Genomic DNA, 13,957 nt, shown 5'->3' with positions numbered 1-13,957 from the left:
AAGTCGGTCGATTTACCAAATCCTAAGCAGCCGAAATTACCCGCTTATTGTGGCATGCAGAGACTTGATGATTTGATGTTGTTATGCGTGTTTGAACAATATTTTTGCCTTACCCATGCCTCTTATGCGTTGATGTTTTGTGTGACGCTTGAACTGCTGAAGCATATGCTCACTGCCCACCGCGGTGGCAAAGTGCTTTTCGAATTCAGTGGTGAGTGCCAGCCATTGCTCTGTATTGATGTTTAGTCGTTGAAGAATGTCGCTCTGGCTATGGTCAATATATCCGGCTTTGTCGTCTCGAAGACTTCTGCCAGTGCTATCAACTAGTACACAATAATCAATCAAGCTGAAGGCGATACCTTTGGGCATATTTTGTCGATAATTACCTACAAAACACATCAGAGAAGCAGGTTGTTTGCCTTCTTTGAGGGCGTGAATACGTTGAAACACACTAGTATGCTTGGAGGTTTCTGGCGTACTTTCCATTTTGGAGCGAATTGGGTTTAAATCCACATAGGCCATACAGGCTAGCACCGCGCTTTCATCTAGCAAGGCCTGGCTTTTGAATCTTCCTTCCCAAAACCTGCCCGTGCAGCCATCTTCTGCATTGGCTTCACGAGCAATGTGTTCATTTAATTCACGCATAAACCAACTGATGTCGTATAAGCGATGACGGACAACCTCAACGGTTTCATCCACTGTCAGTTGCTCGCAATGACTTAGTGCATCACCGCGTAAATACTTTTGTGTGAGAAACGTACCCTTGTGTAATCGATGCCAGCGGGTAAGCACCTCTTTATCAGACCAACTGCCCGCAAGGTCTTTATCCACACACAGCACCACATGGGTATGATTACTCATCACCGCATAGGCCGCGATATCAATGGCAAATACCGAACCTAAAAATAACAAACGAGATTCTACCCAGTCCCGGCGATGTTCATAACTTTGTCCCGTGTACTCATCTTCGCCACACAAAAAAGAACGCCGTACACAGCGGGAAACACAATGATAATAAGGGGTATCGATTAAGCTGATTTGATTTTTTCGAGCTTGAGGCATACATCATCCATCCATGGTTGATTAACGTCCTTAAAGCCTAGTCGAAGATTGAAACTTTAACAGTCTAGGAATGGGTGTCTTGATAAGAATAGTCTAGGAATGGGTGTCTTGATAAGAATAATTGATAAGAATATAGGAATAGGTGTCTTGATAAGAATATCTTGATAAGAATATAATAAGAATAATTAAATGGAGAAATTGGGATTTAAACTTTGCTATAGGTTAAATTTTCGTCCGATTTCTTCGGGTGGTTCATTGATAGTGCTCAGCCTGGTTAGGCAATTCATTCACTATAAACAGAACCTGCCTGTTGTAACAAAACCGTCATCTAGCCCAGACCAATTGGGCATTGAAGAGGGACCTTGTAAACCAACGAAAATTCTACTAAATAGCAGGGAGTGAAAATTAACTATATATAAAACAGCAAGTTAAAACTAATTTTCCTATACAAATCAGTACTCTAAATCAGTCCGCAAATTCACTACCATTTTGTAATAATACTGTCACACAATAGCCCTATCCTTGCCGCAGTTTTTATTGTTGGTGAGCTACCAACCTGATTCCACATTAGGGCTTGATTGTATGAAATTTATAAATACGCTGTCTGCTTTATTACTCGCCAGCTTAATGGCCAGTACAACAGCTACCGCACAGCAGGATAAAGATCTGGAGCCTGCTTTAGCAGCTGCTGCAGAGATAAACCAATCAGCGGCCACGTCGCAATCTAAGATCAATACTATTACTGATCAGATTGATAACAAGCTGCAACAGTTCAAAACTATCAATAAAGAAATTGAAGGTTTATTGGTTTATAACAACCAACTTAAAAAGCAAATCGCCAATCAAGATCAAGAGATGCTTGATTTGAATGCGGCCATTGACGAAGTCAGCGTAATTGAACGTCAAATTACCCCATTGATGATTCGCATGATTGATGGTTTAGGCCAATTCGTAGAGTTAGACATGCCTTTTCTACCCGAAGAGCGTGCCAATCGAATTATTGATTTACGCAATATGATGGATCGCGCCGACGTTGCGCCGTCAGAAAAGTTTCGTCGCGTGATGGAGGCCTATCAGGTTGAAATGGATTACGGCCGCACACTGGAATCTTACCCCGGCCTACAGCTGATTGATGGGCAAGAGCGTAATGTTGACTTCTTACGCATCGGTCGTACTGCGTTGATATATCAAACCCGAGACGCTAGCAAACAAGGTATCTGGAATAAACAGACACGCCAGTGGGAAGAGCTTTCTTCTGACTATCGTACCCAAGTTACTAAGGGGTTGCGTATGGCCAAGAAACAAATGGCACCTGACTTGTTGATGTTGCCTGTTGCGATTACAGACTGAGAGATTCCATAGCATGAGAAAATTACTTAGAAATACTGCAGTTCTTTTGGTCGCAACCTTCATGGGTAGCGCTATTGCTCAAGAGAGCAAACCATTGGATCTAGATGCACTGTTAAAGCAGTTGGAGCAAGGTCAATTCCAACAAAATCAACAGAATTCGCAACGTGAGAAAGAATTTGCACAGATGCGTTCTGAGCAAGACCAAATGTTACGTGACGCGGCTAAATTGCGCACAGCGACACTTGCAAGCTCTGAGAAGCTAGAAACCCAGTTTGAAGAAAATGAGTTCAAATTAGCCGATTTAAATGAAGCACTGGATAAACGTTTGGGCTCATTGAAAGAGTTGTTTGGGGTTTTGCAGCAAGTAGCTGGTGACACCAAGAACAAATTTTACAACTCTGTTGTGTCTGCACAGATGCCTGGTCGCTCTGACTTCTTAGATAAAATGGCGCAATCTATGGGCACCAGTTCTAAGCTTGCTACGATTGAAGAAATCGAGCGTGTTTGGTTTGAGATCCAGCGAGAGATGACCGAAAGCGGCAAGGTTACCAAATTCAATACCGATGTGGTAGAAGCCGGTGGCGCTAAAGTTAATAAAGAGGTGGTTCGTGTTGGACCCTTCGCATTAGTAGCAGATGGCATGTATCTAAAATATGAAGGTGAAACCAATACGGTGGCCGAGCTTATTCGTCAACCTGCTGACCGTTACATGAACAGTGCGCAAAACTTACAAGATTCTAATGGTGAACTGGTCGAGTTTGGCCTTGACCCCACTGGTGGCACAATCTTAAGTTTGTTGGTTCAAGCCCCTAGCTTAGAAGAACGAATTCATCAAGGTGACTTGGTCGGTTACATCATTATTGCGGTGGGTGCAGTAGGTATCTTGGTTGCTGTATGGCGTTTCATCGTACTGACTATGATTGGTGCAAAAGTTAACGCACAGTTGAAATCTGATAAGTTGTCCTCAAACAATCCATTGGGTCGGGTATTGAAAGTAAAAGAGAAATATCCTGATGTGGATACTGAGGCCTTAGAACTGCATCTAACCGAGGCCATTTTGGGCGAAGTCCCTAAATTAGGTCGCTTCCTTACCTTGGTCAAAATGATTTCAGTGGTTGCGCCCTTGGGTGGTTTGCTTGGTACGGTAACGGGCATGATTGTAACCTTCCAACAAATTACTTTGTTTGGTACCGGTGACCCTAAGATCATGGCTGGCGGTATATCTTCAGCATTGATCACCACGGTATTAGGTTTGGTTGTGGCTATCCCAACTACCTTGCTTTATGCACTGCTTAGCACCCAAAGCAAAAACATTGTGGCGATTTTGCAAGAGCAAGCCGCAGGTGTAATTGCTGAGCGTGCTGAAAGGCACACTGGCGCTAAGGCATAACATTATGTTTGTTGAGATCTTTGAATCAATCCGAGACTTCACCGAGACCGGCGGGATTATCCTGCTGATCATCGGTGGGCTAATTTTCGTGATGTGGATATTGATACTCGAGCGGATCTTTTATGTGTCTTTTGGTCACAAGCAATTTAAAAAACAGACTATCGAAGCATGGCAAGCACGAAGTGACCGTAGCTCGTGGAACGCTGAGCAAATTCGGCAGGCGATGATTTCCCGTGTGAGTTTAAAACTACGTTTTAGCTTACCGATTATTCAAGCTCTGGTTGCCTTGTGCCCATTGCTAGGATTGATGGGAACCGTAACCGGAATGATAGTGGTGTTTGATGTAATGGCGATATCTGGTGGCGGTAATGCTCGCTCTATGGCGGCTGGTGTATCCCAGGCGACCATTCCAACGATGGCAGGTATGGTTGGCGCTTTGTCTGGTGTATTCGCATCAACATGGTTAACACGTACAGCTAAGACTGAAAAATTGCATTTAGAAGACGCATTAGAGGTTCAACGCTAAGCCAAATGGCGAGTTGAGAAGGGTTATTTATGAAAAAAATTCAGAATTTAGTTGAAGAAGAAGAAGCCACAATTGATATGACACCAATGTTGGACGTGGTCTTTATCATGTTGATCTTCTTTATCGTGACCGCATCCTTCGTTAAAGAATCGGGCATTGATGTGAATCGCCCTGACGCCGCTACTGCGGTGAAAAAAGACCGAGCGAATATACTTGTTGCAATCAGCGACAAGGGTGAAATTTGGATTAATAAGCGCCGCATTGATGTACGCGCAGTACAAGCCAATATTGAGCGTCTTAAAGCCGAGAACCCACAAGGAACAGTGGTGATCCAAGCTGACAGAAAAGCGACCACGGAAGTTCTTATTAAAGTTATGGACGCCTCGCGAGCAGCGGGTGTGTATGACGTGTCTATTGCAGCACAAGAGTAGATTATAATGGCAAGACTACTTCTGGCAGTTGTTTTAGCGTTTTTTATCACCGTCAGCTTGTTCTTTTTGATGCAAGCTTTGATAGCCAGTGGTGATCAAACGCTAGATGACCCTAAACCGGGCGCGCAACTGGATTTTATTCGATTGAAGAAAGAGGAAGCGGTTGAGTCTAAAGACCGTAAACCTCGTAAGCCGCCTCCGCCAAAAGAGCCGCCACCACAGATGGAGCAGCCACAAATGGACACCCCTACTCCTAACGCGGAAGGCTCAGGTATAGCCTTTGAAGCCGACGTGGGTGGAGATATCGCCCTAGGTGGTGGATTAGCGCTGGAATCAGGTGATGGTGAATATTTGCCGATAGTAAAAGTAGCACCGGTTTATCCCCGTCGTGCATTATCTAGAGGTATTGAAGGTTTTGTGATAGTTGAATTTACTGTGAGCAAACTTGGCTCAGTGAAAGATATTCGCGTAATCGAAGCCACACCACCGGATATTTTCAATCAAGCGGCAGTGGATGCGGCAATGAAGTTTAAATACAAACCTCGGGTCATCGACGGTGAGCCGACAGAAGTATCTGGTGTGCAAAACCGTATTACTTTCCAGATTGATGGTTAACAGGAGGCGAACATGAAAGCAATTCCATTCATTCTAGCAGTCTTGACTACCACCTTGGTGGCATCGACTATCAATTTGACTCTGTCAAGCGTGGTTATCGCCCAAGAAAAAGCCAGTGACAAGAAGACCAAGCGCACGCCTGCCATGCGTACCCGGGTTTATGACCAATTAGCCCGGGCGCAATCAGTCGCTGACGAGGGAAAAACTCAAGAAGCCCTTGATATACTTGATGTAGTGGCTAGTAAAGAAACCTCAATGAACAGTTATGAAATCGCCATGTTGCAAAATTTCTACGGGTTTATTTACTACAACGCCGAGAATTTTGACAAGGCCATTGAATCTTTTGAAAACGTAGTCGCGCAACAGCCGATCCCTGAAAAATTCGAACAGAGTACTTTGTTCAGCTTGGCTCAGTTGCATATGATGCGTGGCAACTATGATAAAACCATCGAATATCTAGAGCGATGGGAAAACCTCCAAGCAGGCAAACTTCCGGTAAAAAACTTGGTGCTTAAGGCTCAAGCTATGTATCAGAAAAAAGATTATGAAGCGGCATCCGGCTATATTAATCAAGCTATTGAGCAGCAAGAAACCAGTGATGAAGGCTATAAAGTTGACGAAAACTGGTACGTGCTACAACGTGCTATCTATTATGAATTGAAACAGCCGCAAAAGGTCACAAAAGTACTCGAAAAAATGGTTAAGTTATTTGACCGACCGGATTACTGGATTCAATTGGCCGGCATGTACGGTGAACTTGGTGAAGAGAAAAAACAATTAGCGGTATTAGAATCAGCCTATCAACAAGACTATATCAGCAAAGCCTCTGATATTTTCAACTTGGCGCAACTCTATTATTACCATCAGGTGCCCTATAAAGGCGCCAGATTGATGGAACAAGCCATGCAAAATGGCCTATTGGAAAAGAACTTACGTAACTTGAAATTTTTGGCGCAAAGCTGGACCTTAGCCAAAGAAAATGAAAACGCAGTACCTGTTATGCGCTCGGCGGCGGCGTTATCCGAGGATGGTGAACTCGACGCGCAGTTAAGTCAGTTGTTTCTCAATTTAGAGCGTTATGATGAGGCCATCGAAAGTGCATTAACCGCGCTAGACAAAGGCGGTTTGCGTAATCAAGGTACAACTCATTTGGTGTTGGGCATGGCATATTTTAACAATCAACGTTTTGTTGATGCTTTAAATCAGTTGGCAGAGGCAGAGAAGCACCCGACGAGTCGAGGGATGGCTCAACAATGGCGCAAGTTCGTGCAATCTGAGAAGTCTTCAAAAGAACAGTTGCAAGCAGAATTAGGCTCTTCCTAATCTGGAATTTCCTTGAAAAGGTACAGTTTCGCTAAAACGCCGCAATTTTGCGGCGTTTTTGTTTTGTATTTAAACCGTCCCCACGTATCATGGGGTGACGAATTTAAAAAACAGGGACTTTACCGCTATGCGAAATATATTAATCTTCGCTCTTCCTTTGGCCTTTTTGTCGGCCTGCTCACCAGTAAAAGAATCAGAAATGCAAAGTACCGCCAAACAAATCGAAATGCCTAGTGTTACGAGAATAAAACAGTTAGATATTCCTGCTCCTGTTGCCCCGAAGCAAGACTATACCGCGCAATATCATGGCAAAACCGTGAATGACCCTTATAACTGGTTAAAAGATCCTGGTTACCCTGAGGTTAACGACCAGCCTATCATCGACTATCTAACCAAAGAGAATGAATATTTCAATGCTTTTTTGGCTCCTCATACAGCTCTTGTTGATACCTTGTTTGAAGAATTTAAAGGACGCACCAATGAGCAGGAGAGCTCTGTTCCTTGGATTGATAACGGTTATGAATATCGTTGGTATTATCGTGAAGGTGAAGAATATCGTACTCGTAGCCGCAAAGATTTAGCCACTGGCGAAGAAACTGTTTTCTTAGACGAGACTGCGCTAGCCAAAGATTACGACTATTTTTCACTGGGTGGCTGGGATATCAGTCCGGACAATCGTTATCTAGCCTATTCTTTCAACACTAATGGCGACGAGCGTTATTTGCTGCGTGTTAAAGATTTACAAAGCGGAGAATATTTAGAAGACGAAATCACTGATATACAAGGCGGTGCAGCGTTTGGTGCTGACAGCCAAACTTTAGTGTATGCAAAACTAAAAGAGGGCAAATGGCTGACGGAAAGCGTCAATGTACACAAGCTTGGTACACCCCAATCAGCTGATAAAGTGATGATTGCCGAACAAGATGAAGGTTTCTTCCTTGGTTTTGACATGAGTAGCGACGACAAGTACATCATACTGGTGAGTAGTCAGCGCGAAGTGCAAGAAACACATGTAGTGCCTACTGATGATCTCTATGCAAAACCAAAGTTATTGGTCTCAAGAACACAGGGGTTTTCAAATTCTATTGATCACGCTAATGGACAATTTTACATTCTGGCCAATGATACCCATACCAATTTCCGTCTAGCTACGGTGGATGCTGCTGAGCCAGATTACGCAAAGTGGCAGAGTTTAATTGACGGCTCAGACAGCGTATATCTTTTGGGGATGCAGACCTTTAAAAATTTCATCGCGATTAATGCAAGAGATAATGGCATTGAACAAATTAGGATCCGCAATTATCAGAGCGACATGCATGATGTTGCTTTCCCAGAAGATGTCTATGCCGCCTCTTTAGGTAATAACTCTCAGTTTGAGCAAGACTTTGTGCGTATAGATTATGAGTCAATGGTGACGCCAGAAACGGTGTTCGACTACAATCTAAAAACTAAATCTCTTGAAACTCGCAAAGAAGTAGAAATCCCATCTGGATATGATAAGTCTGAGTATGTTACTGAGCGCAAAATGGCTCCGGGCCGTGATGGCACAATGATCCCCATTTCCATAGTGTATAAAAAAGGCTTTGCCAAAGATGGCTCGCATCCACTTGCATTATATGGTTACGGTGCCTATGGCTACACCATTTCTCCAGGCTTCTCTACCATGCGCCTTTCACTGCTAGACCGTGGCTTTTCGTATGCAATCGCTCATGTCCGAGGCAGTGACATGATGGGCTATCAGTGGTATTTAGATGGTAAATTAGAAAAGCGTCCCAATACGTTTAATGATTTTGTTGATGTAGCTAAATTTTTGGTTCAGGAGCAATACACCACAGCAGGAAATATTTCTATTTCAGGCCGAAGTGCGGGTGGTGAGCTAATGGGAGCTGCGGTCATTCAAGCTCCTGAGATGTGGCGTTCAGTTATCTTAGGTGTGCCCTTTGTAGATGTACTAAATACCATGCTGGATGCCAACTTACCGCTTACTCCACCTGAGTGGAAAGAGTGGGGTAATCCAATCGAAAGCGCCAAGGATTTTGACTTGATCCAAAGCTACTCGCCATACGACAATATTGCAGCCCGAGATTATCCGCCCATGTTAGTAACCGGTGGTATCAATGATCCTCGCGTAACTTATTGGGAGCCGGCAAAATGGACCGCCAAAATGCGCGAATTAAAAACCGATGACAACCTGTTGATGATGCGCATCAATATGGGCGCAGGGCATTTCTCTAACAGTGGTCGTTACGGTAGGTTACGTGACTACGCTGAAGAGTTCGCCTTTGTATTAAAAGCTCATGGGATAGATAAATAAGCATAATGCCAAGTTAAAAAGGTGGCAATAGCCACCTTTTTTATTGAACATAAAAAATGTTTTTCTAATCATGTTATGACTACTCACGCTTGTTACGGCTTACGAGTGTGACCCGAAACAGTTAAGAGTGTCTATTTGCTTAAGTGCTTATATCTGCCAAATGTTGGTATAAGCACTTAGGGTTGGTTAAACTTACTTAAAAACTACTGCGGAACAACGTTGTATTCACTTAAATCGTTACATACATTTGGATTTAACAATCATGCTAGAAATCTCCTCATCCTTGATGAAAACTTCAATGACTTGTGCCAATTGGAACAGCCATATTGGATTCTAGGCCAAGGCAGTAATTGTGTTTTTCTCGAGGATTTTGACGGCACAATCGTGAAGATAGAATCCGATGGCAAACAGCTAACTGAGTTGGAACACGAGTATCAATTAACGGTAAGTGCGGGTGAAAACTGGCATCAACTGGTGTGTTTTTGCATGGAAAATGGCCTTTATGGCTTAGAAAACCTTGCCTTAATTCCTGGGACGGTGGGGGCTGCACCCATTCAAAACATAGGTGCTTATGGTGTTGAGCTTAATCGCTTTATAGAAAGTGTTGAGTTTATTGACATCCGCAGTCTGCAGAAACGCCGTTTTTCGCAACTTGAATGTAAATTTGGCTATCGAGACAGCGTTTTTAAGCGCGATATGCAGGGCCAATTTATTATTACTAAAGTGGTGTTGCGCATCCCGAAGCTATGGGTGCCAATTGCATTTTATGGCGAATTACAGCGGTTAAAAGAACCCACCGCGCTAGATATATTCAATAAAGTCATACAAATTCGCAGTGCGAAATTACCCGATCCTAGGCAAATTGGCAATGCAGGCAGCTTCTTTAAAAATCCTCTTGTGAGTAAAAAGCATTATGCGGCATTGCAATGTGAATGGCATGACATTCCGTGTTATGAAGTGGACCAAACAAGTGTAAAGGTGCCTTCAGCCTGGCTGATTGACAAGTTGGGTTTCAAAGGCCAAAAAGAAGGTGGGATCCAATGCCATCCAACCCAAGCTCTTGTCTTAACCAACGATGGCACAGGAACAGGTTCTCAACTGTTAACTCTAGCTCGAAAAATCCAGCACCAAGTTGAAGCTACCTTTTCGATAAAATTAGAAAACGAAGTTCGTTTGGTCGGCAGTAAAGGTATGATTGAATTATGAATTATCAAACTAATCTTTCGCGAACTGTGCTGTTACAGCGTTTAGCGGACGGTAATTTTCATTCCGGTGAAACACTTGGCCAAGAGTTAGGCGTAAGCCGCTCTGCGGTGTCTAAACATGTAAAAGCGTTGACGGATCTAGGATTGGACATTTTCAGTGTGACAGGCAAAGGCTATCGGTTAGCTAAGCCTCTTTCTTTGCTAAAACACAGCGAAATTATTGCTAATCTAACGCCAAACTACTCTGCACAAATTAACGTGCTCAATGTGATTGATTCCACCAACCAATATTTGAAAGAGTTGAGTCTCAAGCCAAGTAATGGTTATGTCTGTTTGGCAGAAGCCCAGACTGCTGGGAGGGGTCGACACGGTAGAACCTGGGTATCGCCATACGGTGCTAGTATTTATATGTCGATGTTTTGGTCATTTCCGGGTGGGTATCAGGCCATTGGAGGGCTAAGTTTAGCGGTAGGTATTGCGGTGGTTAATGCCTTAACCAAATTAGGCGTAGCAGATTGCCAACTGAAGTGGCCAAATGATATCTATCTTAAGGGTAAGAAGCTGGCAGGTATTCTGGTTGAAGTAGAAGGGCAAATGGGTGCGGCCTGTGACTGCATCATCGGTATTGGATTGAATATTGATTTGCCAGAACATCAAATTACCATTGATCAACCTTGGACTGATTTGGCTAAAGCTACGGGCGGTGAATTTGACCGTAATTTTCTAGCCGCCAACATCATTGATGAGCTAACCACCTCGCTACGGCAATTTGAACAACAAGGTTTGCTGCCGGTTATTGCAGAGTGGAAAAAACTCGACTTTTTTGCAGATCAGGCGGTGACGCTGACAATAGGTAACAAAAAATTGACTGGTATATGCAGAGGAATTGATAAAGATGGCGCGCTTTTGCTAGAGCATAATGGTGAGGTTCGTCCTTTTCACGGAGGTGAGATTAGTGTCAGGGCAGGATAAAAGCTTACTAATTGACATCGGAAACAGTCGGATAAAGTTCGCCTTAGTGGACCGCTCATTCATCGCTGGTGAGGGAGCGCCTATTGAGTCGAAGGTTTGTGAGAACTTAGAGGGACTAAAATTAGCGATTATGCAAGCAGACGAAGTTGTTGTCGCCTCGGTACAAAAAGACCAAGTGTTAGCTCAATTATTTACCCAGCTTGAACAGCAAAATAAAACTTGCAAGCATATTGTCACCGAGTCACGTGCATTTGGTATTGAATGTGCTTATCAACAATATCAAAATTTAGGTATCGACCGATGGCTAGCGGTACTAGGTGCTAGACTGCATACCGCCTTACCTGTCGCTGTAATAGATTTAGGCACTGCAGCAACCTGTGATGTATTAGTTGGCAACCAACATGTTGGTGGTTGGATAGCACCAGGATTCCATCTTCAAAAGGAGGTGATCAGTCAAAGAGCTGCTAAAGTATTTTCAAATGAAGCAATTCCCACAAACTTACAATTTGGAACAGGGACTGAGGATTGCGTAAATTTTGGCTGCTTGGCCATGTTGGAGGGATTTATCAGTAGCGCAGAAAAAATGCTTAAACAGTATGGCGATGAATATAAAGTTTTTATTTGTGGCGGCGATGCGAAATTACTCGGAAAATTTTCCCGTGCTGCAATTGAAATAAAGCCCAATTTAGTCCTAGAAGGGTTGAGTCGATTCGCTTAAATATGCCCTAGAGTGGGCATTGCCGTTGAATTTTTGTCCAATCGGCAGAGTAATTTAACAAATTCCGCTAAATTTAGTGTTTTTTTGGATTTACCCTCTTGCACCCATGGGATCATTACTCTAGAATGCGCACCCACTTGATGCAGTGCCGACTTAGCTCAGTTGGTAGAGCAACTGACTTGTAATCAGTAGGTCGCCAGTTCGACTCCGGCAGTCGGCACCATCAATCTGGAGGGGTACCCAAGCGGTCAACGGGAGCAGACTGTAAATCTGCCGGCTCAGCCTTCGCAGGTTCGAATCCTGCCCCCTCCACCATATTTACTGTGCACTTGCAGGTTAAATCAAGTGCAGGTTGTGACGCGGTGTGTCACGCCACCACTTTTCGACGAGGTGGACAGAGAAAAGGTTTGCGAGCATCGTATAATGGCTATTACCTCAGCCTTCCAAGCTGATGATGTGGGTTCGATTCCCACTGCTCGCTCCAATACAGTGCTGATATGGCTCAGTTGGTAGAGCGCACCCTTGGTAAGGGTGAGGTCGGCAGTTCGAATCTGCCTATCAGCACCATTTTTCTCTCCATTTCAATGAATTGGTTTTTTAATTACTTTGCTAGGAAAAATTTAAAATGGCAAAAGCTAAGTTTGAACGTACTAAAACCCACGTAAACGTCGGTACAATTGGCCACGTTGACCACGGTAAAACGACGCTAACAGCGGCAATCACGACTGTTCTAGCAAAAACTTATGGTGGTTCTGCATCAGCGTTCGATCAAATCGATAACGCTCCAGAAGAGCGTGAGCGTGGTATTACTATTTCAACGTCTCACGTTGAATATGATACTCCAGCTCGTCACTACGCACACGTTGACTGCCCAGGACACGCGGATTATGTGAAAAACATGATCACCGGTGCTGCACAGATGGACGGCGCGATTTTGGTAGTTGCTGCAACAGATGGTCCTATGCCACAAACACGTGAGCACATCTTGTTGGGTCGTCAGGTTGGCGTACCTTACATGGTTGTTTTCATGAACAAATGTGACATGGTTGACGACGAAGAGTTGTTGGAATTGGTAGAAATGGAAGTTCGTGAACTTCTAACTGAATATGAATTCCCAGGCGACGACTTACCAGTAATTCAAGGTTCAGCGCTTAAAGCGTTGGAAGGCGATGAAGCATGGGAAGGTAAAATCATTGAGCTAGCGGAAGCACTGGATACTTATATTCCAGATCCAGAGCGTGCAATTGATAAGCCATTCATCTTGCCAATCGAAGACGTATTCTCAATCTCAGGTCGTGGAACAGTAGTTACCGGTCGTGTAGAGCAGGGTATCGTTAAAGTAGGTGAAGAAGTTGAAATCGTAGGTATCCGCGACACAACTAAATCTACTTGTACAGGTGTTGAGATGTTCCGTAAATTGCTTGACGAAGGTCGTGCAGGCGAGAACGTTGGTGTACTACTACGTGGTACTAAGCGTGATGACGTTGAGCGTGGTCAAGTATTGGCTAAGCCTGGTTCAATCAACCCACACACTAAATTCGAAGCAGAAGTGTATGTATTGTCTAAAGATGAAGGTGGTCGTCATACTCCATTCTTCAAAGGCTATCGTCCACAGTTCTACTTCCGTACAACTGACGTAACAGGTGCTGTAGAGCTTCCTGAAGGCGTAGAAATGGTAATGCCAGGTGACAACTTGAAATTCGTAGTTGAGTTGATTGCTCCTATCGCGATGGACGAAGGTTTACGCTTCGCTATCCGTGAAGGTGGTCGTACTGTAGGTGCTGGTGTTGTAGCTAAGATTATCGCTTAATCTAAGTTCACGCGAGTCCAAAAAAAGCTGCCTAGTGCAGCTTTTTTAATGTCTGCTTATCGGCAAGCAACCAAGCACCAGACGCTTTCAGGACAGCTAGGATTAACATGCCTGTCCAGATAGCACAACATGCCTGTCCAGATAGCAGATTATTCTTTATTTTGACACCCACCTTAAAACTTTTTTAATGAATCAATATGGCTGTCCAGATTAGATAACATGCCTGTCCAGATAAAATATG

12 protein-coding genes and 4 tRNA genes are annotated in these 13,957 nt (G+C 43.8%); 15 read left to right on the top strand and 1 reads right to left on the bottom strand.

Annotated features, from left to right (window positions below):
* Nucleotides 1-81: 81 nt before the first annotated feature.
* On the bottom strand, nucleotides 82-1,062 hold the full coding sequence (locus QR722_RS16125; RefSeq protein ID WP_286283966.1) for a transposase: 981 nt from the start codon (nucleotides 1,060-1,062) through the stop codon (nucleotides 82-84).
* Between the two features lie 582 nt (nucleotides 1,063-1,644).
* Here QR722_RS16125 and QR722_RS16120 point away from each other — a divergent pair.
* The 15 genes from QR722_RS16120 (at nucleotide 1,645) to tuf (ending at nucleotide 13,716) form a co-directional block, all read left to right on the top strand.
* Nucleotides 1,645-2,412 (top strand): DUF3450 domain-containing protein, encoded by a 768-nt coding sequence (locus QR722_RS16120; protein WP_286283965.1) that lies wholly within the window; start codon nucleotides 1,645-1,647, stop codon nucleotides 2,410-2,412.
* A gap of 13 nt (nucleotides 2,413-2,425) precedes the next feature.
* The gene (locus tag QR722_RS16115; RefSeq protein WP_286283964.1) at nucleotides 2,426-3,802 is read left to right on the top strand and encodes a MotA/TolQ/ExbB proton channel family protein; all 1,377 of its coding nucleotides are present in this window, start codon (nucleotides 2,426-2,428) and stop codon (nucleotides 3,800-3,802) included.
* Between the two features lie 4 nt (nucleotides 3,803-3,806).
* Nucleotides 3,807-4,328, top strand: a complete 522-nt coding sequence (locus QR722_RS16110) for a MotA/TolQ/ExbB proton channel family protein (RefSeq protein WP_286283963.1) — start codon at nucleotides 3,807-3,809, stop codon at nucleotides 4,326-4,328.
* A gap of 29 nt (nucleotides 4,329-4,357) precedes the next feature.
* Nucleotides 4,358-4,759 carry an ExbD/TolR family protein gene (locus QR722_RS16105; RefSeq protein ID WP_286283962.1) on the top strand — a complete coding sequence of 134 codons (402 nt, stop codon included), beginning with the start codon at nucleotides 4,358-4,360 and terminating at the stop codon, nucleotides 4,757-4,759.
* Nucleotides 4,760-4,765: 6 nt separating this feature from the next.
* Nucleotides 4,766-5,374, top strand: coding sequence for an energy transducer TonB (locus QR722_RS16100; protein WP_286283961.1), 609 nt, complete (start codon nucleotides 4,766-4,768; stop codon nucleotides 5,372-5,374).
* A 12-nt stretch (nucleotides 5,375-5,386) separates the two neighbouring features.
* The gene (locus QR722_RS16095) at nucleotides 5,387-6,697 is read left to right on the top strand and encodes a tetratricopeptide repeat protein (protein ID WP_286283960.1); all 1,311 of its coding nucleotides are present in this window, start codon (nucleotides 5,387-5,389) and stop codon (nucleotides 6,695-6,697) included.
* 127 nt (nucleotides 6,698-6,824) lie between these two features.
* Nucleotides 6,825-9,011, top strand: a complete 2,187-nt coding sequence (locus tag QR722_RS16090; protein ID WP_286283959.1) for a S9 family peptidase — start codon at nucleotides 6,825-6,827, stop codon at nucleotides 9,009-9,011.
* A gap of 219 nt (nucleotides 9,012-9,230) precedes the next feature.
* Complete coding sequence (gene murB, locus QR722_RS16085; protein ID WP_286283958.1) at nucleotides 9,231-10,217, top strand: UDP-N-acetylmuramate dehydrogenase; 987 nt, start codon at nucleotides 9,231-9,233, stop codon at nucleotides 10,215-10,217.
* Nucleotides 10,214-11,188: a bifunctional biotin--[acetyl-CoA-carboxylase] ligase/biotin operon repressor BirA gene (gene birA, locus QR722_RS16080; RefSeq protein ID WP_286283957.1), complete on the top strand. Its 975-nt coding sequence runs from the start codon at nucleotides 10,214-10,216 to the stop codon at nucleotides 11,186-11,188. Before murB ends, birA begins: the two co-directional genes overlap by 4 nt.
* Complete coding sequence (locus tag QR722_RS16075) at nucleotides 11,172-11,906, top strand: type III pantothenate kinase (RefSeq protein ID WP_286283956.1); 735 nt, start codon at nucleotides 11,172-11,174, stop codon at nucleotides 11,904-11,906. The genes birA and QR722_RS16075 overlap by 17 nt, the downstream gene beginning before the upstream one ends.
* A 147-nt stretch (nucleotides 11,907-12,053) precedes the next feature.
* A tRNA-Thr gene (locus QR722_RS16070) sits at nucleotides 12,054-12,129 on the top strand.
* Between the two features lie 7 nt (nucleotides 12,130-12,136).
* Nucleotides 12,137-12,221, top strand: a tRNA-Tyr gene (locus QR722_RS16065).
* 94 nt (nucleotides 12,222-12,315) lie between these two features.
* Nucleotides 12,316-12,390: transfer RNA gene (locus QR722_RS16060), tRNA-Gly, on the top strand.
* A 7-nt stretch (nucleotides 12,391-12,397) separates the two neighbouring features.
* A tRNA-Thr gene (locus QR722_RS16055) sits at nucleotides 12,398-12,473 on the top strand.
* A 58-nt stretch (nucleotides 12,474-12,531) separates the two neighbouring features.
* Nucleotides 12,532-13,716, top strand: coding sequence for an elongation factor Tu (tuf, locus tag QR722_RS16050; RefSeq protein WP_286283955.1), 1,185 nt, complete (start codon nucleotides 12,532-12,534; stop codon nucleotides 13,714-13,716).
* Nucleotides 13,717-13,957 lie beyond the last annotated feature (241 nt).

This window comes from Aliiglaciecola sp. LCG003 (assembly GCF_030316135.1).
Taxonomy (GTDB): domain Bacteria; phylum Pseudomonadota; class Gammaproteobacteria; order Enterobacterales; family Alteromonadaceae; genus Aliiglaciecola.
The sequence above is the reverse complement of the archived record's forward strand: the minus strand, read 5'-3'. Positions and strand labels throughout refer to the sequence as shown.